Source organism: Chitinophaga arvensicola (assembly GCF_900110835.1).
Classification (GTDB): Bacteria; Bacteroidota; Bacteroidia; order Chitinophagales; family Chitinophagaceae; genus Chitinophaga; species Chitinophaga arvensicola.
Genome location: NZ_FOJG01000001.1, coordinates 1,396,492 through 1,418,907 on the forward strand (window position 1 = coordinate 1,396,492; position 22,416 = coordinate 1,418,907).

The following is a 22,416-nucleotide window of genomic DNA, read 5'->3' on the forward strand; positions in this document are numbered from 1 at the left end:
TGCGTTTCCGGTGTTGGTTACATTACATAAAGACCATCCTGTCTGGGTTGTACGGGTGCGGGTACGGGTTCGTCGCCCAGTAACTGGATGATATTGATTTCGATGGTTCTGGCGATGCTGTCGAGTGGTATGGCGAGTGGTTGAAAGTCAAAGGGATCCATGAGTGTAATGCCATTGAGATGGGTTACATGGAATACGAAGCCAAACATCCATCCGAAGGGAATGGCCCATGCGCCGATAGATTCCGTCATCATAAGCGTGTTCATGATCACATAGAACCAGATGAACATCTGGGTAAAATATACATAGCTGGGTGGAAAAACGGTGTTCCGGATCCTTTCGGATTGTCCCATGCTATCGCAATGTTTTACCAGGAGTTGGTTCAGTTCTAAAAAACAGAAGCCATCGATGCTGCCGGAGGCGCGGAGTTGTTGCAGGTCGTGGGTCTGGAGGTTGAGGATGGCGTTGGGGATATTGTTTTGTTTTTGAACGGCTTCAATCTCTTCTGCAGTCAGGTAGCGGGTGTAATAGTCGTCGGGCCTTTTGCGGAGGGCGGTTTTAAGCGCGTATATAAATGCGATGTGCCGGTAAATCATGTGCCGGATGAGGGCTTTGGTTTCCGGGGTAGCATCGGGGGAAGGGTAATTGAGCATAGACCGGCTCCAGCTACGGGAATCGTTTACCAGGGCGCCCCATATTTTCCGGGCTTCCCACCAGCGGTCGTAGGCCTGGTTATTATTGAACCCGATAAAGAAGGCGATGGCGGTACCAAGTACGGTGGATACGGCTACGGGAATGTTGATATGTTGTGCCAGCCAGCGGGAATCCAGGAAGTATACCAGGGTACAGCATCCAAGGAGCATCAGGTCTACTTTCCAGGTGAAGGAAAAGATTTGTCCGAGCGATAGTCTGTGTTTCAGCAGCATATATCAGTATTTGTATAATCAGCGGCCTGTTTTTATGGGCAACGGCCGCTGCGGGGAAACGTATAAATGATCTTCTCTTCTATTGTAAATATATCATGCCGGCTTATCCTGACCAAAAAAAGAGACTTTTTTTTCGGCGAAAGTTATTAGGAACCAATTATTTATATTTTAATTCCCTAATAGTCTATAGGAATAGTAGGGTAATTAAAATATTCTCCCTATATTTGTGATACGATACTGAAAGATATTCACCAAACCTATAACAGCGGCCATTTTATCAGCCATTATTAAAGCCTTTAATATGTCATCACTTTACAGATACGCCGACTACTTACAGCAGCCTACACCGGAAAACTTCCCCAGCCCGGTAAAGAACAGAGAGAAAATTAACCCGGCAAAAGCAGGCAGCTTTTTTCCTGAATTTTTTATAGAAGAAGCACGTGTGATCAATGCGGGTCCATTGCTGAATAATGCGCATTCCGGTGCATCGCTGCATAGTTTAACACTGCAGCCGCTGGTAATAGCGTTCTACTCCTGGCATTGGAACGGTTATGCCGATCGGCTGATCGAACAACTGAAAGCTACCCATGCTGCTATTACCGCAGCAGGCGCACGGTTACTGGTATTGTCCAGCGAAGACAAAAAACATTTCAACACCATATATCCCGAAGGTCTTCCTTTCGATGTAGTACATGATGCACAGCACCGCATTGCCCGGAAAGCAGGCATTTACAGGGAGTCAGACCCTATCTGGGGCCGTGTTTCCGGTGTAAATGCAGATGTACCTGTGCCGGCGATCTATCTGATTACGCCTTCACTGGAAATCAGCTACGACTTTATTGATCTGTACTTACTGGAAGAATTTGCGCCGGAAGCCCTGTTGACTGCCATCGGCAAAAAGCTGGCTATCAGCGCCTGATCAGCAGGCTGGCTCCATGGTAATGCATTTACGTACATGCATGAGCGTGTAACGGTACATGCTCCATTGCAAACTATTGCATTCCAGTGGAGAGAGTAATTCTATTTTTTCCAGGAGGGAAGTGAAGATTTCTTTATATAAAACAGCTTGTTCTTTTTTTACACTCAACAGGAGTTGGTCTGCCTGCTGATAATCCGTTGCGGTACTGAGTTGCGCGATGATCTGTAAAGCATGTTCGTCTGTAGTCATTGTGTTAATTTTTGTATTACTTATTCCTATCTTCTGATCCACATTTTTAACATTAAATCCGAGGAAGCATCCACCAGCTGATAGCAGGGAGGAACTTCATCTTCAAGACTATGGTAAGTAACCAGTCTTGTGCCGCTGGCACTGCCTGTCAGTTTCTTAAACAGAAAGCGGCTATAATAATTGTAGAGACTTGTTGAATACTCCACATTGTTATCTATCTGATCCTGATCTACCAGGTTCTCAAAAAAAGAATTATAAAAATAGAAACCATCGTACGCAGAAAGATCTTCCTGTGTAAAATTGCCGTGAATAAAATTTGCATTCCGTGCTTGCGTGGCCGCCTTCGCTTCCTGCGCATATTCATACAATTCTTTCCGTTGTTCTATGCCGTAAAAATTGGATTCCGGGTAAAACCGGGCGCCTACCAGGCAGAATTTACCTACTCCGCTACCAATATCCAGGATTTTTTTTCCGGGCTCATTTGCAAGAAAACGTGCCGCTGTTTTAGCGATGCTGAGTGGTGTCCAGTGCCGTCTTGATAATTGCTGCATTTTTTCAGGATATAACCAGTCAAAAGCGGCATCATTTACGTAGCAATTCGGCTTTAATAAAGTAGAAGTCTGCATGAAGGCGCAAAGGTACGCATTTACCGGGAGTTTTGCAGATTTAAACGTGGATATATGGGCAAAAGAGTACATGTAAAAGCGGAGAAATACCGCTCACAGCGGGTGATTTGCGACTTCAACTTTTCAATGAAACAGGTAAAAACAGGTAAAAAACGGCTTTTTTCGTTCTCTGAGCTGCGCCACCATGGCTATTTTCAGGAGGTAAGCCCTATATAAGCGCCATCTCCCCCCTATGTCAGCGCCCTGTAAGCAGTACCTATAAGATACGGCTTATGTCGGAGTGGGCTCTGGCTGAATAACAACAGCGCTACAGGTACCCCTGAAAACAGAACAGTTTTCCCGGTATCGCATAACGGTTTTTCTATTTATGGCATGTTCTTAATCCCGAAAAAAAAGAAGACCTGGCTAGATAAAAGTTCTGGTGCCGGAGGTATAGGCCTGCCTGAATTCTTTTGGGGTACAATCTTTTTTCTTTTTGAAGATGCGGTTAAAATTGGAGATGTTATTGAACCCGCATTTATAGGCGATTTCATTAACGGTATGCGTGGTTTCGATGAGTAGCCGGGAAGCATGTCCCAACCTGATTTCGATGAGGGTATCCACAAAAGTTTTCCCAATCTTCGCTTTGAAAAAACGGCTGAACGCAACTTCCGTCATGGCAGCGAGTCGTGCTGCTTCCCCGAGAGAAATGTTTTTATCAAAATTGGCGTTCAGATAGTTCATGATTCTTTCCACACGGCGGCTATTGTAGGAAAATGATTCCGTGTTCCCAAAGGTGGAGTCAGAGAGAATCCGCATGTTGCGGCTGGTAGACAGGTCATGTAAGATAGACATTAGCTCCAGCACAGAATCAAAGCCTTGCTGCTGGGGCAGCCGGATCAGCCGGGGCATGATCTGCTGCGTTGTTTCTGTGGAGAAAAGAATACCGCGCAGCGAACGTTCAAACATATTTTTGATGAAGGTCATCTGGTTGCGCTGCAGAAACTTGTCGTCAAAGAGATCCCTGTGAAACTGGATCGTGATTTCCTTGATCGGGCCGCCGTTATGATTGTTGTTAAACCAGCCATGCTGCAGATTAGGTCCTACCAGCACCAGTTCCAGGTCGCCGATTTCTTCTATATGATCCCCGATAATGCGTTTGGCGCCGGTGGCATGCCGGAGGAAGTTCAGTTCAAATTCATCGTGGTAATGCAACGGAAAATCGAAATCAGTTTTCTCCCTGGAGAATAAGGTGAAACAATCACTTTGTGTAAGCGGTGTAATTTCTCTGAGTAATTTACTCTTCATGAACACAGTTTTTATGACGTAACGTGGAATGCAAAGTATTGGTTAATACCTGGTCTGCTATTAAATTAAAGTGGCTTTTATTGTTTATACGGCTAAAAAAGCATTATAAAAATAATGCGTCCGGATGTAAAATACAATTTTTTCATATTCCCTTGTATGTATCTGTTAATAGTAGTTATAGCTTTATAAGTGTATATAGTACATGTATTTTTAACTGCACACCTGATTATCAAAGTACAATTAATAGATAAAAAAGTATTAAGTGTGTGTTTAAAATAAACCCATATTTGTAATGAATAAGCCCACGTTGTGACGAAGAGCAGTATACCTGTTAAAACATTCCGGTACCTGGCTTATGGTACCTGTATATTATTTCCGGGAGTTGTGGCAGCAAGGGAGAACAGGAAGAGATGAATATTATCACAAGGTGATGATTGTCGGGAAAAACGATCCGGATGCGCGGATGGTTTTTTTCACAGCAGCGCCGATGGGGTAATAGTGCTGCTGCAACACTGGATTTTTTGGCTTTCGGGAGAATTGATATAGCTGCATCTTATCAATGGACCGTTCGCATGTTCATTCCACTTACACACTTTATTGCCAATGTTTACGGCCGGGGACCTGCTCCTGCGGTAAGCGCATGCCTGCACCGTGATCACGGTCATCCTATTATATGAAAACAGTACTAATAACCACTTATGAACTTTGACAACCGAAAAGCTGCCTTGCAACAGGCATATGATGAACTGTTGCAGCGAAGGAACGAGCCAATGGAACCGGGAAATGGTGTTTATACCAGGTACCGGTATCCCGTACTAACGGCCATGCATACACCGCTTACCTGGCGATATGATTTCCGGAAATCCTGTAACCCTTATTTCATGGAACGTTTTGGTATCAATGGTGTATTTAATGCGGGGGCTATCAGGTTAAACGGCCGGTACCTGCTGATCGCGCGGGTAGAAGGAACGGACCGGAAGTCTTTTTTTGCGGTAGCCGAAAGTGATAACGGTGTAGAGGGGTTCCGTTTTCGTACGCATCCGGTCACGATGCCGGAGACCAATGAACCCGACACGAATGTATATGATATTCGTGTGGTAGCCCATGAAGATGGATGGGTGTATGGATTGTTTTGTACGGAGCGCCGTGATCCGGATGCTCCTCCTGCCGACCAGTCGGCTGCTATCGCGCGCTGCGGACTGGCCCGCACCCGCGACCTGGTGCAATGGGAACGTTTACCCGACCTGAAAACGCCGTCGCCCCAGCAACGGAACGTGGTATTGCATCCGGAGTTTGTAAACGGGCAGTATGCTTTTTACACCCGTCCGCAGGATGGGTTTATTGATACGGGCAGTGGCGGTGGTATCGGTTTCGGGTTGGCGGCTACCATGGAAGCCGCTGAAATTACACAGGAGATAGTGATCGATGGAAAACAGTATCATACCGTGTATGAAGCCAAGAACGGTCTGGGCCCGGCTCCCCTGAAAACGGCCAAAGGCTGGCTGCACCTGGCGCATGGGGTACGCCATACCGCTGCGGGACTTCGTTATGTGCTCTACCTGTTTATGACAGATCTGGCGGATGTTTCCCTGGTGATATATAAGCCCGCCGGCTATTTCATGGCGCCGGAAGGAGAAGAAAGGGTGGGCGATGTGTCTAATGTACTCTTCAGTAATGGCTGGATCGCCGACGATGATGGCCGTGTCTTTATCTATTATGCCTCCTCCGATACCCGTATGCATGTGGCTACCACCACCATTGACCAACTCCTCGATTATGTGATGAATACAGCGGAAGACGGCGGAAGGTCCGCCGCTTCGGTGCAGGTGTTGAACGGGATCATCTCGCATAACCTGACAGCAGATGACGCGGAGGTAATATGAAGTACGTGCGGGTAATCCTTCGGCTTTACTTACTTCCTTCCCCCCCTTTTTGCAGTTTTTTCTCCAGCGCATTCCCATCAATCAATGCCCGGTGTTCAATGATCCTGTCATCCTGCAATCGAAAGCAGCGATAGCCGGGAATGGTAACGGTAAGGCCGGTGGGGGCTATACCCCGCCATAGGCCGATGTGTTTCATGTGCATGCTGATTCTAAGGATACACCTGCCGGGTTCATCGACCTGCTCTTCGATTACGGTTGCCGGTTGGAAAGATTCGTGTGTTAATGCAATCCATTGCCGAAGGCCGTTCGCATCTGCCGGGAATGCCGGTGGCAGGGAATGATCTACATATGCCGGGTGGAGGAATTGCGTCAGGGAGCTGGTATTGCCCTGGTTCCAGACGGTATCAATGTAGTGACGGATAAAGTCTTTTTGTTCGGGTATAGTCATGACCGTTAGTTTTACAGGGTAAAGGTAGCGGCCCGTCAGGTAAGGGATTGTGTCAAACGTCACATAATACGGACTTTACCTCATATGAATATCTCATTGCACTGCTACTTTAGCCGGCGGCGGATACGGCTAATGGTTTCCCGGGAGATGCCCAGGTAGGAACTGAGTTGTGTCAGGGATACTCTTTGCAACAGTTCGGGTTGATCCTTGAGGATGGATTGGTACCGTTCTTCGGGGGTATTCCTTTGTAGCCAGTGCGTACGTGTTTCCTGCATAATAAACAGGTGTTCGAGCCACAGCCGGCCAAAGGCGGTGATTTCGGGCGATTGCTGATAGAGGTGGAACAGATCATCTTTATGCCATTTCCACAGGCAGCCGGTTTCCATCACCTGGATGTTATAGTCGGCCGGCACGTTGTTACGCAGGCTGTACAGGTGTGTAAAGAAAGTATTTTCAAAGTAAAAACCGGTATTGACCTCTTTGTTATTGTGGTCGTGAAAGGTCCTGCAGGCGCCGGTTTCCACGAACCAGATGTATTGACAGTGCTGGTCTTCCCGTAGCAGATAGTCATCCTTTTTTACCATCTGAAGAATTGCTTTACTGGTGAACAGGGCCATGGCAGCTTCGCTGAGTGGGGCAATATGGGCAAGGCTTTGCAGGAAATGTTGCGGGCTGGTGTTCATGAGGGGAAGGTCTGATTATTTTTTTAAAAATACTCACATGTAGGTATTTGAAAGGCTTTAGCTTTAACATATCTTTGTGAAAATTATCTGATTTTAACTCATTCTATTATAAAGTCATCCACCTGATTTAGTCAATCACCGTATTTTCTATCCCCAAAAAAGGGTCTCTTCTTTCGTGAATGGGACCCTTACTTATTTTTACCTACATTTGTTTCCAGAGAGCATAATAATCAACCAACATCAGGGGACAATTCCTATACAAGATTTATATCAGGTACATGATTGAGCACGCTGCATTTAATAATGACGGATCCGGGCTGGAGGAGAAGCTGAATGCTTTAAAAGCCATGGATCAGGATCTTCCGGTGGTGGTAATAGTGATGAATGTGGTAAAGAGCTATGTGGAGTATATGTCGCCACGGGGTTGCCAGGAACTGGATATTACGCTGGAGGCCTTAAGGGAAATGGGCGCCGGCTATTATGACACTTTTTTTAATCCTCATGATGTTGCCGACTATCTGCCCAAGCTGATTAAGATGCTGGATGCACCGGCCGCAGAAAACATGACCGTGACCTTTTTTCAACAGGTCCGGACAGCAGCTTCGCGCGACTGGGTCTGGCACCTGGGATCTACACGGGTATTTATGCGGGATGCCAACGGAATGCCAACACATGTGGTTACCTGTGTAATTCCGATTGATCCTTTGCATCACGTTACGCGAAAGGTAAACCGGCTGCTGGACGAAAACAACTTCCTGCGTCGTAACCAGCATATTTTTGCTTCCCTTACCAAAAGGGAAAAGGAAATTCTGCGTTTGCTGGCGCTGGGATTAAGTGCAGTGGAGATTGCCGAAAAATCGGGCATTTCGGAGAAGACAGCCGTTACCCACCGGCGGAATATCAAAGCGAAGATTGGCGCACAGTCCAGTTACGACCTGACCAGTTTTGCACAGGCGTTTGATCTTATATAGCTATTTAAAATTATATTACTGGCATCCCCCAAATCCTTACTAAGCCAGTGTTTGGTTCCTGTCCTTAAAAATAACCTTCCATTTTTCTGCATATAAACAGAAAAGTGTATTTTCATGTCGTATACCATATTTTTGTGCCTGTCTGTTGTGCCTTACAACGGACTTGTTAACCAGATTAATTATGTCTTTTAAAGCTGTTCTCAACATCGATGGGGAAGAAATGAATATCCTGGAATGCCGGTTTTCATTTACCCAAAACACAGACCATAATGGAAAACCTGCCGCACGCCCCAAAGGAGGAACCATTAACCTGCTGATTGAATCCGCCGGTGAAACCAGTTTGTTTGACTGGATGATTTCCAACACCCAGACCAAGAATGGCAGTATCACTTTCTTCCGGCGCGACTCCATGTCAAGGCTCAAAGAACTGAAATTTACGGATGCCTATTGCGTAGAGTATGCAGAAACGTTTAACTCCGCCAATGAGCAGCCCCTGCAGATCCAGCTGACGTTGTCTTCCAGGGAAGTGAAACTGAACAACTCCACGTACCAGAACCCGTGGCCTGCATAGTTACCCTGCAGTCATATCTCCCGGAAAATATAAACCCGCATGAACATACTGTTACATGCGGGTTGTATGCGTTTAAGGCATTTCATCAATGGGCACTTACCGGCTGGCCATGCTCATCCAGCATTGCAATTACCGTTTTGTTGTTTTTATCTATGTAGATTTTTATACGGGGTTTACCTTTTTCATCGCGGATGAATAAACCTACTTCCCCTTTTGTATTCTTGCCCACAAACAAGCGCTCCGTGGTCAATAAACCGGCGTCAGACAACCGTTGTACTTCCTTATCAAACAGCGTATCATTTTTGAGCGCTGCCAGCGAGTCAAAATACTTTGTTCTGGCCGCCAGCGGGAAGTCGTCCGATTGGTCCCAGAGCTTCAGGCCGTACGATCTTTTTTTATCCGCACCGGTGGTATTCTGCGAAAACTGCAATTGCATAATCTGGTCATTCCGGTACTGATCCACAGAGTATACCATGCCGGCCGATTCCTTATCAGCCTTATACACCAGGCCCCCACACTCTTCTCCCATTCCATTGAAGAAGATCATGCCTGCCGGACGTTCCCGTTTCGACATTTCTTTGCCATCTACCATACCAGAGTGCTGCCTGGCTTCATTGGAAATCACCATTTTCAAGGTTCCGTCTTTCTCTACGATATTGATCCGTTCAACGTCAATTTCCTGGAATTTTTGTTTCACATCTGCTTTGAATGACATAAACAGCAGGAGGGCAAAAAGGATAGTAAGGCTAAGGGCATAAATCTTTAATATCCGTACTTCTTTTAACAGCTTTTCCATTTACTTTTTCAGATTTTGGTTAATGAATAATAGTACAAAGATAGTCGCTGTATTTTTTCATTTGAAAGCAGATTAATGTTATTTTTAGATATGCTGACACTCCATTTTAACCCATTCCCCACGTTGGTTACCCAGCGATTTGTGCTGAGGTCGCCCGCTTTATATGACGACGAGGCGATGGCCATCCTGCGATCTGATCCGATTGTAAATCAATACCTCCACAGAAAAACCCCTACTACGGTTGCGGATGCACGAAAATTTATTGACGACAGACAAGCTGACAATGCTGCCGGCCGGTCTTTTTACTGGATCATTACTACAAAGGAAAGCGATCACCTGGTAGGTACAATATGTTTCTGGAATATTGAACCCGAGCTGGAGCGTGCTGAAATAGGCTACGAATTGCAGGCTGCCTTTTTTGGTAAAGGCATTATGCAGGAAGTACTGCCGGCAGTAATTCTTTTCGGATTTGAACAGGTTCATCTTCAAAAGATCACCGCCTTTCCGTTTGCAGGTAATGAGCGATCTGTGAAGTTGCTGGAGCGGTATCAGTTTACATTGGATCAGCCATTACGGGAAAGCCTCGAAAAAGAAGACGACCTGACCGATATATTGTGCTACTCTATTGAAAAACCTGCGTGATCATCCGTATTCTTTCTCCTGTTGCCTTGTATCGCGGATGAGTGGAGTTGGTAGGTAGGATGATTGTTTCTGCCGCCTGGTGCTGTTTTATAGCTACCATGTTTGTGAGTACGCATTAAAGTGCGCAGTATTGTGGTGTTAAATGAATAATTGTACCCCCAAAAAACTGCTCCCTATGACGTACGCACATTTTACAACGGCTTGCCAGATCACCAACCACGTAACCGGACAGGTCATCCGCTTTTTACCATCTGCCGAAGATAATATCCTGGAGATGGAAACGACCTACCGGCCTTTTTCACAGGAGCCGCCTGTACATTATCATCCTTTTCAGGAAGAGTATTTCCAGGTGTTGTCCGGTGAGTTAACAGTAAGACTGGACGGAGAAATAAAAACCTACCGGGAAGGCGCCTTTATACATATAAAACCAAGGGTAAGGCATAGCATGTGGAATGGCGGATTAAAACCGGCTATTGTCAGCTGGAGCGTATCGCCGGGTATGAACACGGCCGATTTTTTACAAACCATGTTCCTGCTTTCGAATGAAGGGGCCACCAACGCCGCCGGGGTACCGGCTTTGCCGGTTATGCTTTTCCTGTTGCGGAAATACCGGAAGGTTTTCTGCCTGGATAAACCTCCCGCCATCCTGTTACAGCTGCTGTATGCGTTGTTTATGCCCATCTTCCTGATACAACATTATCCGCGAAGGTTTCACCGCCCTGTGGCCGCAAAGTAAGGCCTGTAACAGGTAGCGATGAAGAACAATCCGGGAATACAGAAGAATCTTTGTTGTTTCCATCTCCGGAGGTTAAATTCGTTACCGGAATGAGAAAAAACATAACCGTATATAATCCGGATACTTTTACAGCCAGGTTTATGCAACCCAGACGGGAGCTGGACCACATGTTAAAAGCCGACTATGATAAATTTTTTATCGTGAGGGTTGAAGACATGTACCGGCTGGTAACACAGGCGGTGCCGGCTTCCCGCTCTACGAATCACAGCTGCCTGTTTATCACCAGTGGGGAAGCCAGTATGAAAATTGGCAGTGAGTCGTATACCATTCATAAAGGTGAGATGCTATTTGTACCGGCAGGACAGGTATTTTCCTTCCGGGAAGGGGAAGTGAATAAAGGCTTCCTGTGTAATTTCCATACCGATGTGCTCACCGGCAAATACAGTAACCAGGACCCTTTGCGGGACTTTGATTTTCTGCGGATATGGGGCAACCCTATTGTACGGCTGGACAAGCAAACTACTCAGTTTGTGTTACATCTTTTCAAACGCCTGCTATTTGATTATACCCGGAATGGATTGAACAACCTGGAGATCATTCAACCTTACCTGATTACACTGCTCTGTGAAGTAAAGGCCCTTTATCAGCCACTGACCGGTACGCACCAGGTGGCCGCTGTGAATATTACCAACCGGTTCCGGGAGCTGGTGTTTACTACAGTTAAAACCAGGCACCTGGTCACGGATTATGCTTCCCTGTTAAATATCACTCCTAATCACCTGAATAAAACCGTGAAGATGCTGACCGGTAAATCTCCTGCCCGCTGGATCGATGAGGCGATTGTACTGGAAGCAAAAGTGCTGCTGAGCCAGAGCGACCTGTCTATCAGTGAAGTAGCCGCAGAAATAGGATTTGAAGACGCCTCTTATTTTGCACGTATCTTCCGGAAATACGAAGGCATTACTCCTTCCGATTTCCGCAAAATGATTGAAAAATCCTGAAACTCCCCCACTTTGTCCTAACAACCCATTATTTTAAGCGGGAGCTTTGCCGGCATGTATTTCTATTTGTTGGTGATTCATTCCTTATTCAGGTGGGGCGTTGTGTGCAGCCTTTTATATGCCATTTATCGTGGCGTCATTGGCTGGAGCCGTGGGACGGTATTTACAGCGCAGGATAATGCGGTGCGGCATATTACTGCCACTGTTGCACATATACAGCTGGCTATTGGTTATGTGTTATATTTCCAGAGTCCGTTGGTCGCTTATTTCCGCTCCCACTATCATGAGGCGATCCGCCAGTTTGACTTTCTCTTTTTCGGGTTGATTCATATTGTACTGATGACCATCGCAGTGGTGTTGATTACTATTGGTTCTTCTGTAGCCAAACGACAGCACACAGATGTAGCGAGGTTCCGTACCATGACAATCTGGTTTTTCCTTGCGTTGATTGTTATTTTTATTGCTATACCATGGCCGTTTTCACCGTTGGCAAACCGGCCGTATATAAGACCATTTTAACTATGCTGAAGTTCTTTAATACTAAAATCGGGAGATTAAGACTGATTGCTTTTTTAGAGGGTGTTTCCCTGCTGGTGCTGATTGGGGTGGCAGTGCCACTGAAGTATATATACCAGGATCCTTCCCTGGTGAAAGCCATAGGTCCTGTGCATGGATTGTTGTTCCTGTTTTTCGTGTTGAATACCATCAGTGTGGGAATTACCTATAAGTGGAAATTCAGGACCACTACCTGGAAAGTGTTGCTGGCATGTATAATTCCTTTCGGGACTTTTTATGTTGATAAGGTGATTTTATCCAGGATGGGTGCCTGATTTTCCTGCTTTTGCAGGGAGGCTTCGGTGATCCTGTTTAGCAACAGCCGCATATGTTTCCGGTTACGTCCCCAGGATATCCAGGATGCTTTAAAGTGGAGATCGCACATGCTGTTGATATAAATTTTATTTTTTCCAAAGAGGACGGTAACCTGCTCTCCTGAACTGGCCGAATAGACATCATGTGCCCTTGCTTTAAACGCATTGTCGCCCAGGTAATAGGGGAGCCACTTTTGTTCCTCGCCCAGCCTTTCCACGATGGTCCGCTGTTCTTCTTTGCTGAGCGTGGTGGAGATAGATTTTAGTTTTAACCGGCTATTTTGTCTCCAATACAGCAACCCGATAATGGTAGAAAAGACCATAAAGAATAAGATTACTCCCAGTTTGTGTTGATCATTACTGAATAACAATCCTGCGGCATACATTCCGAGTAAGACATCAAAAAAAAGGAGGATATAAATAACGTCAAAATGTTCTACATGTTCTCTGAAACTCAACTGTACTTCGCCGGTAGCAATTGCTCTTTTATATTCTCCTTTCGTCATCTTCCTGCCTTCTTTTCGATTTTGAGGGCATAAAAATAGTTGTTTTTGCAATGTGGATTAAAGTGCTGCTGATCAATAGGTCACCATCTGTTTCAGGTGATGTTCTAAATGCACCACATAATCATTGATGATAAAATCCAGGGTCCAGTCCTGATCGGTATGTCTGCAAAGCCTTTGCAGGGCTTCTTCCGGGATGTGCTGCATCAGGTGTAGCAACTGCCGGTTATACAGCGTCCAGAAATCAATGAGTTGCTGATTGTCTATTTGCAGGTAATAGCTGTATTGATTCCACTTATTCTGATCATATCCGATGGTGGGTGTGGTTTCGAACTGTGTGCGAACAAAGCGTTGATGATTATTGGTGGCGCTATCGACGAGGTGACCTAGCATTTCCTTTTTGCTCCATTTTCCAGGCGCTGGTTTAAACGAGAATTCTTCCGCCGGTATGGCTGTCAGCAGCGCGGGAATGGTGTTACACAGATAGTTCAGTCTTATAATTGAGTCATGAATTGGCATACTTAAAAGTAAAGAATATTTTTTTGTTCCTGGTCTCGCCGGGCAAAGAATGCCCCCAATGCCCTTTTTTACCGCCAAAATTCCCGTGTTTACCGATCTGTCGACCGGACTGGCCCTTTTCATGATTGTCTTCCTTTTTGCGGCGATATAGCTTTGTTTTATTATTCACTGCAAGTAGGCAATACATGAAAACAAAGCGCATCTTAATTTCCGGCGCCAGCGTAGCTGGGCCTGCATTGGCCTTCTGGCTGCATCGTTATGGTTTTGAGGTAACTATTCTGGAACGTGCACCGGGGATCCGTCCTGGCGGTTATGCGGTTGACTTCCGGGGTGCTGCCATGGAAGTGCTGGAGAAGATGGGCGTACTGGAAGAGATCCGTCGCTGCGAAACACGCACGGGAACTATCACTACTGTAGACAAGCATAACAGGAAAGTGTCTGCTATGCCGGATGGCTTTACCAGCGGGGAGTTGGAAATTATGCGTGGCGACCTGGTAGAAGTATTGTATGGTGCCACGAAAAATGACGTGGAGTATATATTCGGGGATAGTATTACAGGTATGACAGATGGAGCGGAGGGCGTAGACGTTACCTTTGAAATGAGTGCAGCCAGGCAATTCGACCTGGTGATCGGTGCAGATGGTTTGCATTCCAATGTACGAAGAATCGCTTTCGGGGAGGAATCGGAGTTTAACCGGTATATGGGCCTGTACGTCGCGATCTTCACTACGCCCAACTTTATGGATATAGGGATGAATGGCTTGTTTTACAGCACACCGGGAAAACGGGTAGGATTTTTCGGCGCAAGAGAAAGTACGGAAGCAAGGGCCTCTTTTTATTTTACTTCGGAGCCTTTGGCCTATGACCGGCGGGATATTGCCCAACAAAAGGAAATCATTCGCAGTAAATTTGCGGAGGAAGAATGGGAGGTGCCACGTTTGTTGTCGTTGATGGAAGATGCACCGGACTTTTATTTTGATTCTATTAGCCAGATCAAAATGGATCGTTGGTCGAAAGGACGTATTGCACTGATCGGAGATGCGGCTCATTGTGCATCCCCTTTATCAGGAATGGGAACCAGCATGGCAGTAGTAGGCGCCTGTATCCTGGCCGGGGAGTTAAAGAAAGCAGCCGGCGATTATACCGTTGCGTTTGCCCTTTATGAAGAGAGAATGCGGGAGTTTGTGATAAAGAGCCAGCAGCTGGCAGATGGAGGCGCTACCTGGTTTGTGCCCAATACCCGTTTCATGCATTGGTGCAGTCAGCAGATGTGGAAGATGCTGCCTTATTCTCCGTGGAAGAACATGATGATACAGCTGCCTTCTAAAATAGCCCGCTCTATTCAGCCGGAGTGCTATTAATCATGATGGTTGACAAGCAGACCTGTCAACCATCATGAAATATTTATTGCCTCTTAAGTGAGTTGTTATTAATCGACACTGATTTTTGCAATCGCAATTTTTGTTTTCCCCAGCATCCTGTCTGTTTTTCCGACGATATACATATTATTCCCGATTACCGCGCCCAATCGTGGCATGGCGGTGGGGATGTCTTTGTTGGTGAAGAATAGTTTCCTGGTGAGTTTCCCGGTTGCTTCATCCATATTTACAAGGAAGCAATCGGTTTTGCTGAATCGGGTAGTTGACTTTGCTTTCTGACCTGCCTGAACAACGGTGGCGTTTTTTGAATTATCATTGAATATGAGCTGGATATTTTTCCCTGTTTGAATAGCGCCAAATCCTGAATAGAAAGGTCTGTTTCCATCCAGGAAATAGCTTGTATTGAAATTAAAACCAACGCCATAGCCCAGGTCATGAACGCCGGCAATGACTTCCCGTTGATACTTGGGTAGTATCTGGAGCCAGCCGATGTTGCCGGAAGCATCTACCCTGCACATCATCAGATCGCCTGAGATATAGTTGGAATAACTGGTCGTGCGCCATTGACCGGGCATACCGTTTGTGCCGGCTGTATAGCTCTGCGTGGTAGTTACGTAATGATGGAAATATTCTGCCAGGATAATCAGGTTATTATCGGCAGTGTAAAAAATATTACGGAACTGCATAAACCGGGAGAAGTCTTCTCCTTCATCTTTCAGCTTGCTCAGGCTTTCCCGCATTTTTCGTTCTTCTCTGGATTCTTCCTTGTCGTCCGTTTCGTCATTATCGTCCTTGTCCAGATCAGCGGTCAACAAGGAATTATTAATGGCTTTATCACTGGTAGATAGCACTTTTCCATTGGACACATTAATTCTCTGTACAAGTAATCCGTCAACGGTTTTACCTTTTTTTACATTGCTGTAGAAAGCGGCCAGGATCAGGTCTTTACTTTTTTCCTGTACTAATTTTGTGCTGATAAGCCATTTCCCGTTAATGGTGGTATTGATCTCTGATTGCTGTTTCCCTTTTGTGTCGTAAATACGGATGTTGTAGTTGGTAAAATCAAGAAATTTCTGTTTTTTCTTTTTGCCTTCTTCATATTCGTACATCCGTCCTACCAGTATCACATTGTGTTCATTGGTATATAATACATCTTCCAGCTGATACTTGTTGGCTTCAAATTCATTGGTAATGGTCAGTGGCTGGGACGATGCTTTGAGATTGTTGCCGAGTTCCTGTATCGTGTATTCATTCTTTTCCCGCCCTGCAATGCTGCTCACAATCAGAACTTTTGTGCTGTCGGTGTTGTAGGTGATTTTGAAATCAATATCATCCTTTTTTTCTTCTTTCTGATAGCTGGCTATTTCCCTGAACTCTCCGGTTAGTTCTCCGGAATTCTTATTTACGGCAGATGCAAAGAGGGCAAGCGTTTTATCGCGTTTACTGTATTCTGAAGAGATGAGGTACAATTTATCTTCAAAAGGAAGAAATTGTACAAATTCTTTTCCTCTTAATTCTTTATTGAAATCATTGCGGAAAATTTCGGTCAGGTTATTATCCACTTTTACCAGCGAAGCTGATTCCCGTGCAGTAGCGCCCACTACAAAGTAGCTTTTTAATGCGAGGTGACTTTCCTGAAGGTAAACAGCGTTTTTATCCGCCAGTACTACGCGCAGGTCGGTACTGCCTTTCCGGAGATTGAATTCGTCGCCCCATTTGATGGACGTTTTCTGGGCGTAACAAACAATACTAAGCAATGCCAAAGTCAGCGATAGGTATACGAGCTTCATTGAAATCTGTGTTTAGTACAATAGTAACGAATATAAGCGGAAATCTTCCTCGTTGAAAGTACTACCAGATAATTTGAGGGGAAGCATTACACATTAAACTGCCGCAGGTGATGGTCGAAATGTTTGTAGACAAGAATACCAATTTCGTCAGTATCCATTTTTCCAAAGAAGTCGTGGATAAATGCCGGATTGGAGAAATGCTCATATTGGGATACCTGTTCTATCCACGTCTTTTTTTGAAACGCCAGATCCCCTTCTTTTTCTTTGGTCAGAAAAGCATTGCCGGAGGGCATGTTTTTTTTCATGGGATCATCATTTTTTACGATGCCCTTTAAGGCCCATTGACCGAAGATCAGCCCCAGGAGTCCTTGTTTATAAACGCCATGTTTTGTTCCAAGTATCCAGTTGTTCCAGATGGTGCAATGTTTTGCCATCTGGTAAACGCTCATTTTGCCCCATTGGGCAGTATGATCTTTAGTAAGCAGGTTAATTCTGCCCATAAATGCTTCTCTTGCAGCAGGATCGAATATTGTTTTCATAACAGATGTTTTATCTGATGTAAAAGTAGGCGGGTATAGGAAGTTGGTCGCTGTGTTAAAGTGCCAATGAACGGTGTATTTTGTGCCTTTTTTTTAATAGCTTCGGTTAACTAATGCCAGGGTGATTATGAAACATATATCCATTGTAATATATGAAGACGTGTTGCCTGCAGCGGTAGCCAACACTACTGCTATGTTGTTTAGCGCAAATGAAGCTGCGGTAAAGAATGGATTGCCTGCTCCTTTCCGGATTGAACTGGTAGGTGTTCATCTCAAAAATGTACAGTTGAGTATGCCCGTACAGTTTTATTGCAGTAAAACGATAGCGGACGAGTTTGAGACAGATACCATTATCATCCCGCCCATGAGCACAGCTCAGTCGGACATCAACACGTTACTTCTTAAGAACAGGGAATTGATAGAATGGATAAAGGAGCAATATGATAAGAAGGTGGAGATAATGAGTCTTTGTACCGGCGCTTATTTTCTGGCGGAATGTGGTTTACTGGATGGAATGCCGGCTACCTCTCATTGGGGTGCTATGGAAGATTTGCAGCAAAGATATCCCTTAATAGATTTCAGGCCCGATCATGTTGTTACGCATTCCAAAGCAATTATTACAGGCGGCGGTGGCTTTTCTTCTTTAAATGCCTTATTGTATTTTATAGAACAAAGTTGTGGTAAAGAGATTTCAGTGGCATTGAGTAAAATTTATGCCCTGGATTATGGCCGGACTTCACAAAGTATCTTCACCGTTTTTTCCGGAAAACGTCAGCACAACGACGAGGAAATACACCAGGCGCAATGTTATATTGAGAAGACTTTTGAAACGGATATTTCAGTGGAGCAAATTGCCCGCCAGGTAAATATGAGCAAGCGGAATTTTATCCGCCGGTTTAAGAATGCCACTTCGTTAAGCCCGATAGAATTTATTCAGCGAATAAAGGTAGAAGCAGCAAAGAAGGCGTTTGAAGCGGGGGAAACGAATATTGCGGCGATCACCTACCGGGTGGGATACAACGATCTGAAAACATTCAGAATGGTGTTTAAGCGGATTACGGGATCAACGCCGGTTGAATACAGGAATCAATATAAGACGCTTACAGCCGTTTAAGTGAAGGGCGCTAAAACAAAAAAGCCCTGATAACTTGCGTTACCAGAGCTTTAAAGCTTGCGGAGAAGAAGGGATTCGAACCCTTGATAGGCTTTCACCTATACACACTTTCCAGGCGTGCCAGTTCAACCACTCCTGCACTTCTCCGTGATTATCTTTTTCCTGAATAAAAAAGGAAAGGTTGTTTTTCCAATTCAGGGTTGCAAAGATAATCCTTTAGTTTGTATTTCAAAAAAAAGTTTAATTACTGTCGTATAACTTCCAGATACCACCCCCTAAAAGGCCGCCCACTATAGGTCCTACAATAAATACCCACAGATGGGAGATCGCTGCGCCACCTACAAAAAGGGCTGGTCCGATACTCCTGGCCGGATTTACGGATACACCGGTAATGGGGATGCCTACAATGTGGATCATGGTAAGGCAGAGGCCTATTGCCAGTCCGGCAAACATACCATTCTGGTTATTTTTACTGGTGCTGCCATGTACTACTACGAGGAAAATGGCTGTAAGCACCGTTTCTGCCACCAGGCCACTGATCAGAGAGTAATGATCCGGTGAACCCTCTTCCACGCCGTTGGCGCCAAGGCCGTTGGCTGCAAGACTGTAATCGGCCTTTCCCTGCGCAATAAAGTACAGCAGGGCTGCTGCCACTATGCCGCCGATGATCTGCGAAATAATGTACCCGCCAGCGTCTTTACCGGATATTTTACCGGTAGACCACAACGAGATGGTAATGGCCGGATTGAGATGACATCCGGAAATATGGCCTACTGCATAAGCCATCGTAACAACAGATAAACCAAATGCAAACGCGATACCCAGAAACCCAACATGCCCACCTGCCACTACAGCGCTGCCACAACCCATAAATACCAAAACAAAAGTGCCAAAGAACTCGGCAATACATTTCTGTGATAAGGAGACTACCATAGCTAATGAATTTTGTGGTGAATAGAACTTGGGGAAAGAGAAATTGGTGATTACTAAATTTACCTTAATTATTCAAGATAAAAAAAAGCGGGAAGCACAACAGAATGTGCTTCCCGCTTGTATAAGCTGATTTAAAAAAAGATTAATACACTTCAATCGGGGTGAGTTCACCACGTAAAGACGTTTCCAGCATCTGCTTTGCTTCCGCAATGGAAAGGCCCTGTCCCAGTACGAACATCAGTTTGGTGACCGCTGCTTCAAAGGTCATATCATGACCACTTACTACACCGATCTCCAGTAAATGCTGACTGGTTTCATATTTGCCTAACTCCACGGAGCCGCCATCACACTGGGTGATATCTACTATAATAGCGCCGTTGTCGATTACTTTTTTTATGCTCTCAATAAACCAGGGTTGGGTATTGGTATTACCACTACCAAAGGTTTCCATGATTACACCTTTCAGTCCGGATACGCTGAGCGTGGCTTCCACCGCCTTCCTGGAGATACCCGGGAATAGCTTTAATACCGTGATATTTGTTTCCAGTTCTTTATGCACCTTCAGTGGTTGTGTAGGAGGCGGCAGGATAAACTGATGTTTGAATTTAATATCGATACCGGCTTCGGCGAGCTGAGGATAATTCATCGTATAGAATGCCTCAAACTTTTCCGCGTTATACTTTTTGGAGCGGTTGCCTCTGAACAGGGAGAAATCAAAATAGATACATACTTCCGGTACCATAGATATATCGGTGCCATTGTGCCTGCTGCAGGCACAATGGCGGTGATAATATTCTCCTTGGCATCTGTCCGTATTTTACCGATGGGAAGCTGAGAGCCGGTCAGGATAACGGGCTTCGACAGGTTTTCCAGCATAAAGCTCAGTGCAGAGGCAGTAAAGGCCATGGTATCAGATCCATGAAGGATCACAAAACCATCATAACGGTCATACCTGTCTTCTATGATGCTGGCCAGTTCTACCCATATCTCCGGCTGCATGTCTGATGAATCTATAGGGGGATTAAATGCGTACACATAAAAATCGATGCCCATCCGGTACAGTTCCGGTAAATTATTCCTTATCTCGTTGAAGCCTATCGGGCGAAGTGCTTTGGTCTTGTCGTCATAGATCATACCCACAGTACCACCCGTGTAAATAATCAAAATTTTACTCATTGTGCTAGTAGCCATTGCCTGCAAAGGTATTCACTAAACAGTTAGAGCGTTTTGAATAATTTCCGGGCATTGCTGCTTGTTATAGCTGCAACGTCTGCTATTTTTAGATTTTTTATATCTGCCACCTTTTCGCCTGCCAGCGTCAGGTACGCGCTTTCGTTGCGTTTGCCCCGGTAAGGAACCGGTGCTAAATAGGGCGCATCTGTTTCCAGTACAATATGTGCGAGGTCTATTTCTTCCAGTAATTTGTCGAGGCCCGATTTCTTGAAAGTGACCACCCCGCCTATTCCCAGGTAGAAGCCAAGGTCAATAATTTCCTTCGCCTCTTCCAGCGTGCCGGAGAAACAATGGAATACACCGCTCAAACGGCCATCCTGCAAGCCTTTCACTTCGTTGATACATTCGCGGGTGGCCTCGCGGCTATGGATGGATACCGGTAAACCATATTCCCGGGCCAGTAACAGTTGCTCCTGGAAAGCCTTGTATTGCTGGGGAAGCAGCGATTTGTCCCAGTAGAAGTCTAACCCTATTTCACCGATGGCTTTGAACGGGCGCTGTTGCAACCAGGCCTTTACCAGGTCCAGCTGCTCCTCTACCGCTTCTTTTACATAACAGGGATGGATGCCCATCATGGCGTAAATATGATCCGGATAACGGGCTTCCAGTGCCAGCATGCCGTCAATAGAGCTTTCGTCGATATTCGGTAAAAACAACTGGTCTACTCCCGCTGCTATGGCCCGCGCTACCATCTCTTCCCGGTCTGCCTCAAATTCTTCCGAATACAGGTGCGTATGGGTATCTATCCAAAGCATAATAATTTATTTTATTAGATTTGTAATTTCTTTAATATTTAAACGGTATCTTTATTCCTGCAAAGGTAAATACCGAAAAACCTAATTGCTAATAAAACCTAAACTATGAAAAGCTATTTCAGTACAAATCGTGTGCTGGCGTGGACCATCACCGGCGTGGCCGTTGCCACCATTTTTTTTGCCTGTAAGAAGGAAATCACCACAGATACCGCTCCTAATAACCAGTCAGACAACAATGCCATTGCCGCATCCCAACACGAAGCCGCTGTAAGCGCTATGTACGGTGGCCTTTTTGAAACAGTAGGTCAGATAGCGGTAGAACAGGGCCTTTTTATTAACGGACGCAAAGCCGGTGTATCCAACACTACTAACGCCGTAGTAACCTCCTGTCCGGTGGCCGAACTGCTGGATGCCACCAGCCCTACCCAGTGGCCTAAGCGGGTAGACATCGATTTTGGAGACTCCTGTCTCGACAGATATGGAGTTTACCGCAGTGGTATACTCCACGTTATTTTCAGCGGTCCTTTATTCAACGCCAATTCTACCATTGTGATAGAATCTAGGGGATATAAACTCAACGGCAAAGCGGTTGACGGCAGATTTGCCATCAGCGGCGCTACCTACAGCAAAACTGCCGGTATACAGTATACTGCCGAAGTTACCGGTGGAAAAGTAACCCTGAACGACAGCACTATAGTGAACTATACCAGCAAAAGAACCATTAAACAAACTGCAGGATTTGACCAGGTAGAACCCCTGAGAAACCCGGCAGACGATGTATACGCCGTGGAAGGCACTGCCACCATTTCTTATGTGAAAGGACCGGTAGTAGGCGCTACTGCTACATTCACTTCACAGGAAGCCCTGGTGAAGATTGACGATTGCCACCATTTTGTGAAAGGAAAACTGAAGGTAGAACTGGATAAAGTAACCGGTGTGATTGACTATGGCAACGGTAAATGCACAGATCCGATCACGATTACAGTAGGAGATAAAACCAAGCAAATTCAATTGTAAAATACAGACACAAAAAGGGCTGGCCAA

At 45.5% G+C, this 22,416-nt stretch carries 28 protein-coding genes and 1 tRNA gene; 13 read left to right on the forward strand and 16 right to left on the reverse strand.

The annotated features are described in order from the left end of the window. Positions 1-17: 17 nt before the first annotated feature. Complete coding sequence (locus BMW79_RS05945; protein ID WP_089891829.1) at positions 18-926, reverse strand: bestrophin family protein; 909 nt, start codon at positions 924-926, stop codon at positions 18-20. 301 nt (positions 927-1,227) lie between these two features. On the opposite strand from BMW79_RS05945, the gene BMW79_RS05950 reads away from it, so the two are divergent. After that, positions 1,228-1,845 carry a redoxin domain-containing protein gene (locus BMW79_RS05950; protein ID WP_089891832.1) on the forward strand — a complete coding sequence of 206 codons (618 nt, stop codon included), beginning with the start codon at positions 1,228-1,230 and terminating at the stop codon, positions 1,843-1,845. Here the strand turns inward: BMW79_RS05950 and BMW79_RS05955 are convergent, their stop codons facing one another. Next, complete coding sequence (locus BMW79_RS05955; RefSeq protein WP_089891834.1) at positions 1,846-2,094, reverse strand: hypothetical protein; 249 nt, start codon at positions 2,092-2,094, stop codon at positions 1,846-1,848. Positions 2,095-2,120: 26 nt separating this feature from the next. Further along, a complete protein-coding gene (locus BMW79_RS05960; RefSeq protein WP_245752393.1) occupies positions 2,121-2,645 on the reverse strand; it encodes a class I SAM-dependent methyltransferase in 525 nt (174 codons plus the stop codon). 129 nt (positions 2,646-2,774) lie between these two features. On the opposite strand from BMW79_RS05960, the gene BMW79_RS33830 reads away from it, so the two are divergent. Next, complete coding sequence (locus BMW79_RS33830) at positions 2,775-2,936, forward strand: hypothetical protein (protein WP_177192057.1); 162 nt, start codon at positions 2,775-2,777, stop codon at positions 2,934-2,936. Positions 2,937-3,125: 189 nt separating this feature from the next. Here BMW79_RS33830 and BMW79_RS05965 read toward each other — a convergent pair whose 3' ends face one another. Continuing rightward, the gene (locus tag BMW79_RS05965) at positions 3,126-4,007 is read right to left on the reverse strand and encodes a helix-turn-helix domain-containing protein (RefSeq protein ID WP_089891837.1); all 882 of its coding nucleotides are present in this window, start codon (positions 4,005-4,007) and stop codon (positions 3,126-3,128) included. A 698-nt stretch (positions 4,008-4,705) separates the two neighbouring features. Here BMW79_RS05965 and BMW79_RS05970 point away from each other — a divergent pair. Next, positions 4,706-5,890, forward strand: coding sequence for a glycoside hydrolase family 130 protein (locus tag BMW79_RS05970; RefSeq protein ID WP_089891842.1), 1,185 nt, complete (start codon positions 4,706-4,708; stop codon positions 5,888-5,890). A gap of 25 nt (positions 5,891-5,915) precedes the next feature. On the opposite strand, the gene BMW79_RS05975 is transcribed toward BMW79_RS05970, so the two are convergent. Together BMW79_RS05975 and BMW79_RS05980 are read right to left on the reverse strand one after the other, a co-directional pair. Further along, complete coding sequence (locus BMW79_RS05975; RefSeq protein ID WP_089891846.1) at positions 5,916-6,338, reverse strand: ester cyclase; 423 nt, start codon at positions 6,336-6,338, stop codon at positions 5,916-5,918. 104 nt (positions 6,339-6,442) lie between these two features. Further along, positions 6,443-7,021: a Crp/Fnr family transcriptional regulator gene (locus tag BMW79_RS05980; protein WP_089891849.1), complete on the reverse strand. Its 579-nt coding sequence runs from the start codon at positions 7,019-7,021 to the stop codon at positions 6,443-6,445. Between the two features lie 278 nt (positions 7,022-7,299). On the opposite strand from BMW79_RS05980, the gene BMW79_RS05985 reads away from it, so the two are divergent. Together BMW79_RS05985 and tssD are read left to right on the forward strand one after the other, a co-directional pair. Beyond that, positions 7,300-7,992, forward strand: a complete 693-nt coding sequence (locus BMW79_RS05985) for a helix-turn-helix transcriptional regulator (protein WP_089891852.1) — start codon at positions 7,300-7,302, stop codon at positions 7,990-7,992. A 181-nt stretch (positions 7,993-8,173) separates the two neighbouring features. Then, positions 8,174-8,563 carry a type VI secretion system tube protein TssD gene (gene tssD / locus BMW79_RS05990; protein WP_089891854.1) on the forward strand — a complete coding sequence of 130 codons (390 nt, stop codon included), beginning with the start codon at positions 8,174-8,176 and terminating at the stop codon, positions 8,561-8,563. 85 nt (positions 8,564-8,648) lie between these two features. On the opposite strand, the gene BMW79_RS05995 is transcribed toward tssD, so the two are convergent. After that, positions 8,649-9,359, reverse strand: coding sequence for a hypothetical protein (locus BMW79_RS05995; RefSeq protein WP_089891857.1), 711 nt, complete (start codon positions 9,357-9,359; stop codon positions 8,649-8,651). 90 nt (positions 9,360-9,449) lie between these two features. Here BMW79_RS05995 and BMW79_RS06000 point away from each other — a divergent pair, with 90 nt between their 5' ends. The 5 genes from BMW79_RS06000 (at position 9,450) to BMW79_RS06020 (ending at position 12,568) form a co-directional block, all read left to right on the forward strand. Continuing rightward, positions 9,450-10,001, forward strand: a complete 552-nt coding sequence (locus BMW79_RS06000; protein WP_177192058.1) for a GNAT family N-acetyltransferase — start codon at positions 9,450-9,452, stop codon at positions 9,999-10,001. A 175-nt stretch (positions 10,002-10,176) separates the two neighbouring features. Further along, a complete protein-coding gene (locus tag BMW79_RS06005) occupies positions 10,177-10,737 on the forward strand; it encodes a cupin domain-containing protein (protein ID WP_177192059.1) in 561 nt (186 codons plus the stop codon). Between the two features lie 89 nt (positions 10,738-10,826). Next, positions 10,827-11,738, forward strand: a complete 912-nt coding sequence (locus tag BMW79_RS06010; RefSeq protein WP_089891868.1) for a helix-turn-helix domain-containing protein — start codon at positions 10,827-10,829, stop codon at positions 11,736-11,738. 102 nt (positions 11,739-11,840) lie between these two features. Further along, a complete protein-coding gene (locus BMW79_RS06015) occupies positions 11,841-12,257 on the forward strand; it encodes a hypothetical protein (protein ID WP_245752394.1) in 417 nt (138 codons plus the stop codon). 2 nt (positions 12,258-12,259) lie between these two features. Next, on the forward strand, positions 12,260-12,568 hold the full coding sequence (locus BMW79_RS06020; protein ID WP_089891872.1) for a DUF3817 domain-containing protein: 309 nt from the start codon (positions 12,260-12,262) through the stop codon (positions 12,566-12,568). Here the strand turns inward: BMW79_RS06020 and BMW79_RS06025 are convergent. Then, positions 12,529-13,113: a hypothetical protein gene (locus BMW79_RS06025; RefSeq protein WP_089891875.1), complete on the reverse strand. Its 585-nt coding sequence runs from the start codon at positions 13,111-13,113 to the stop codon at positions 12,529-12,531. The genes BMW79_RS06020 and BMW79_RS06025 overlap by 40 nt on opposite strands. Before the next feature lie 72 nt (positions 13,114-13,185). After that, entirely contained in the window at positions 13,186-13,629 is a 444-nt protein-coding gene (locus BMW79_RS06030) for a DinB family protein (protein ID WP_177192060.1), read from the reverse strand. Between the two features lie 185 nt (positions 13,630-13,814). Here BMW79_RS06030 and BMW79_RS06035 point away from each other — a divergent pair, with 185 nt between their 5' ends. Beyond that, positions 13,815-14,990 (forward strand): FAD-dependent monooxygenase, encoded by a 1,176-nt coding sequence (locus BMW79_RS06035; RefSeq protein ID WP_089891880.1) that lies wholly within the window; start codon positions 13,815-13,817, stop codon positions 14,988-14,990. A gap of 68 nt (positions 14,991-15,058) precedes the next feature. Here BMW79_RS06035 and BMW79_RS06040 read toward each other — a convergent pair whose 3' ends face one another. Together BMW79_RS06040 and BMW79_RS06045 are read right to left on the reverse strand one after the other, a co-directional pair. Continuing rightward, complete coding sequence (locus BMW79_RS06040; RefSeq protein WP_089891882.1) at positions 15,059-16,798, reverse strand: hypothetical protein; 1,740 nt, start codon at positions 16,796-16,798, stop codon at positions 15,059-15,061. An 86-nt stretch (positions 16,799-16,884) separates the two neighbouring features. Then, complete coding sequence (locus BMW79_RS06045; RefSeq protein ID WP_089891885.1) at positions 16,885-17,337, reverse strand: DUF1569 domain-containing protein; 453 nt, start codon at positions 17,335-17,337, stop codon at positions 16,885-16,887. A gap of 127 nt (positions 17,338-17,464) precedes the next feature. Between BMW79_RS06045 and BMW79_RS06050 the strand changes: the two genes are divergently transcribed. Beyond that, the gene (locus BMW79_RS06050) at positions 17,465-18,451 is read left to right on the forward strand and encodes a GlxA family transcriptional regulator (RefSeq protein ID WP_089891888.1); all 987 of its coding nucleotides are present in this window, start codon (positions 17,465-17,467) and stop codon (positions 18,449-18,451) included. A 60-nt stretch (positions 18,452-18,511) separates the two neighbouring features. Here BMW79_RS06050 and BMW79_RS06055 read toward each other — a convergent pair. The 5 genes from BMW79_RS06055 to BMW79_RS06070 form a co-directional block, all read right to left on the reverse strand. Continuing rightward, positions 18,512-18,598: transfer RNA gene (locus tag BMW79_RS06055), tRNA-Ser, on the reverse strand. A gap of 93 nt (positions 18,599-18,691) precedes the next feature. Further along, entirely contained in the window at positions 18,692-19,384 is a 693-nt protein-coding gene (aqpZ, locus tag BMW79_RS06060) for an aquaporin Z (RefSeq protein WP_089891891.1), read from the reverse strand. A 142-nt stretch (positions 19,385-19,526) separates the two neighbouring features. Next, complete coding sequence (locus BMW79_RS34080) at positions 19,527-20,126, reverse strand: asparaginase (RefSeq protein WP_407641614.1); 600 nt, start codon at positions 20,124-20,126, stop codon at positions 19,527-19,529. Next, complete coding sequence (locus tag BMW79_RS34085; protein ID WP_218150283.1) at positions 20,027-20,560, reverse strand: asparaginase; 534 nt, start codon at positions 20,558-20,560, stop codon at positions 20,027-20,029. The genes BMW79_RS34080 and BMW79_RS34085 overlap by 100 nt, the downstream gene beginning before the upstream one ends. Before the next feature lie 41 nt (positions 20,561-20,601). Then, complete coding sequence (locus tag BMW79_RS06070; RefSeq protein WP_089891894.1) at positions 20,602-21,372, reverse strand: TatD family hydrolase; 771 nt, start codon at positions 21,370-21,372, stop codon at positions 20,602-20,604. Positions 21,373-21,477: 105 nt separating this feature from the next. Here BMW79_RS06070 and BMW79_RS06075 point away from each other — a divergent pair, with 105 nt between their 5' ends. Next, on the forward strand, positions 21,478-22,389 hold the full coding sequence (locus BMW79_RS06075; protein WP_089891897.1) for a hypothetical protein: 912 nt from the start codon (positions 21,478-21,480) through the stop codon (positions 22,387-22,389). Positions 22,390-22,416 lie beyond the last annotated feature (27 nt).

Coding starts and splice junctions, on each gene's coding strand:
- BMW79_RS05980 (WP_089891849.1), bottom strand. CDS start 7,021: ATGAACACCAGCCCGCAACATTTCCTGCAAAGCCTTGCCCATATTGCC.
- BMW79_RS05945 (WP_089891829.1), bottom strand. CDS start 926: ATGCTGCTGAAACACAGACTATCGCTCGGACAAATCTTTTCCTTCACC.
- BMW79_RS33830 (WP_177192057.1), top strand. CDS start 2,775: ATGGGCAAAAGAGTACATGTAAAAGCGGAGAAATACCGCTCACAGCGG.
- BMW79_RS05970 (WP_089891842.1), top strand. CDS start 4,706: ATGAACTTTGACAACCGAAAAGCTGCCTTGCAACAGGCATATGATGAA.
- BMW79_RS06030 (WP_177192060.1), bottom strand. CDS start 13,629: ATGCCAATTCATGACTCAATTATAAGACTGAACTATCTGTGTAACACC.
- BMW79_RS05995 (WP_089891857.1), bottom strand. CDS start 9,359: ATGGAAAAGCTGTTAAAAGAAGTACGGATATTAAAGATTTATGCCCTT.
- BMW79_RS05985 (WP_089891852.1), top strand. CDS start 7,300: ATGATTGAGCACGCTGCATTTAATAATGACGGATCCGGGCTGGAGGAG.
- BMW79_RS05965 (WP_089891837.1), bottom strand. CDS start 4,007: ATGAAGAGTAAATTACTCAGAGAAATTACACCGCTTACACAAAGTGAT.
- BMW79_RS05960 (WP_245752393.1), bottom strand. CDS start 2,645: ATGCAGCAATTATCAAGACGGCACTGGACACCACTCAGCATCGCTAAA.
- BMW79_RS06045 (WP_089891885.1), bottom strand. CDS start 17,337: ATGAAAACAATATTCGATCCTGCTGCAAGAGAAGCATTTATGGGCAGA.
- BMW79_RS06025 (WP_089891875.1), bottom strand. CDS start 13,113: ATGACGAAAGGAGAATATAAAAGAGCAATTGCTACCGGCGAAGTACAG.
- BMW79_RS06000 (WP_177192058.1), top strand. CDS start 9,450: ATGCTGACACTCCATTTTAACCCATTCCCCACGTTGGTTACCCAGCGA.
- BMW79_RS06005 (WP_177192059.1), top strand. CDS start 10,177: ATGACGTACGCACATTTTACAACGGCTTGCCAGATCACCAACCACGTA.
- BMW79_RS34085 (WP_218150283.1), bottom strand. CDS start 20,560: ATGAGTAAAATTTTGATTATTTACACGGGTGGTACTGTGGGTATGATC.
- BMW79_RS06070 (WP_089891894.1), bottom strand. CDS start 21,372: ATGCTTTGGATAGATACCCATACGCACCTGTATTCGGAAGAATTTGAG.
- BMW79_RS06075 (WP_089891897.1), top strand. CDS start 21,478: ATGAAAAGCTATTTCAGTACAAATCGTGTGCTGGCGTGGACCATCACC.
- BMW79_RS06035 (WP_089891880.1), top strand. CDS start 13,815: ATGAAAACAAAGCGCATCTTAATTTCCGGCGCCAGCGTAGCTGGGCCT.
- BMW79_RS05955 (WP_089891834.1), bottom strand. CDS start 2,094: ATGACTACAGACGAACATGCTTTACAGATCATCGCGCAACTCAGTACC.
- tssD (WP_089891854.1), top strand. CDS start 8,174: ATGTCTTTTAAAGCTGTTCTCAACATCGATGGGGAAGAAATGAATATC.
- BMW79_RS06050 (WP_089891888.1), top strand. CDS start 17,465: ATGAAACATATATCCATTGTAATATATGAAGACGTGTTGCCTGCAGCG.
- BMW79_RS05950 (WP_089891832.1), top strand. CDS start 1,228: ATGTCATCACTTTACAGATACGCCGACTACTTACAGCAGCCTACACCG.
- aqpZ (WP_089891891.1), bottom strand. CDS start 19,384: ATGGTAGTCTCCTTATCACAGAAATGTATTGCCGAGTTCTTTGGCACT.
- BMW79_RS06010 (WP_089891868.1), top strand. CDS start 10,827: ATGAGAAAAAACATAACCGTATATAATCCGGATACTTTTACAGCCAGG.
- BMW79_RS06020 (WP_089891872.1), top strand. CDS start 12,260: ATGCTGAAGTTCTTTAATACTAAAATCGGGAGATTAAGACTGATTGCT.
- BMW79_RS06040 (WP_089891882.1), bottom strand. CDS start 16,798: ATGAAGCTCGTATACCTATCGCTGACTTTGGCATTGCTTAGTATTGTT.
- BMW79_RS34080 (WP_407641614.1), bottom strand. CDS start 20,126: ATGGTACCGGAAGTATGTATCTATTTTGATTTCTCCCTGTTCAGAGGC.
- BMW79_RS05975 (WP_089891846.1), bottom strand. CDS start 6,338: ATGACTATACCCGAACAAAAAGACTTTATCCGTCACTACATTGATACC.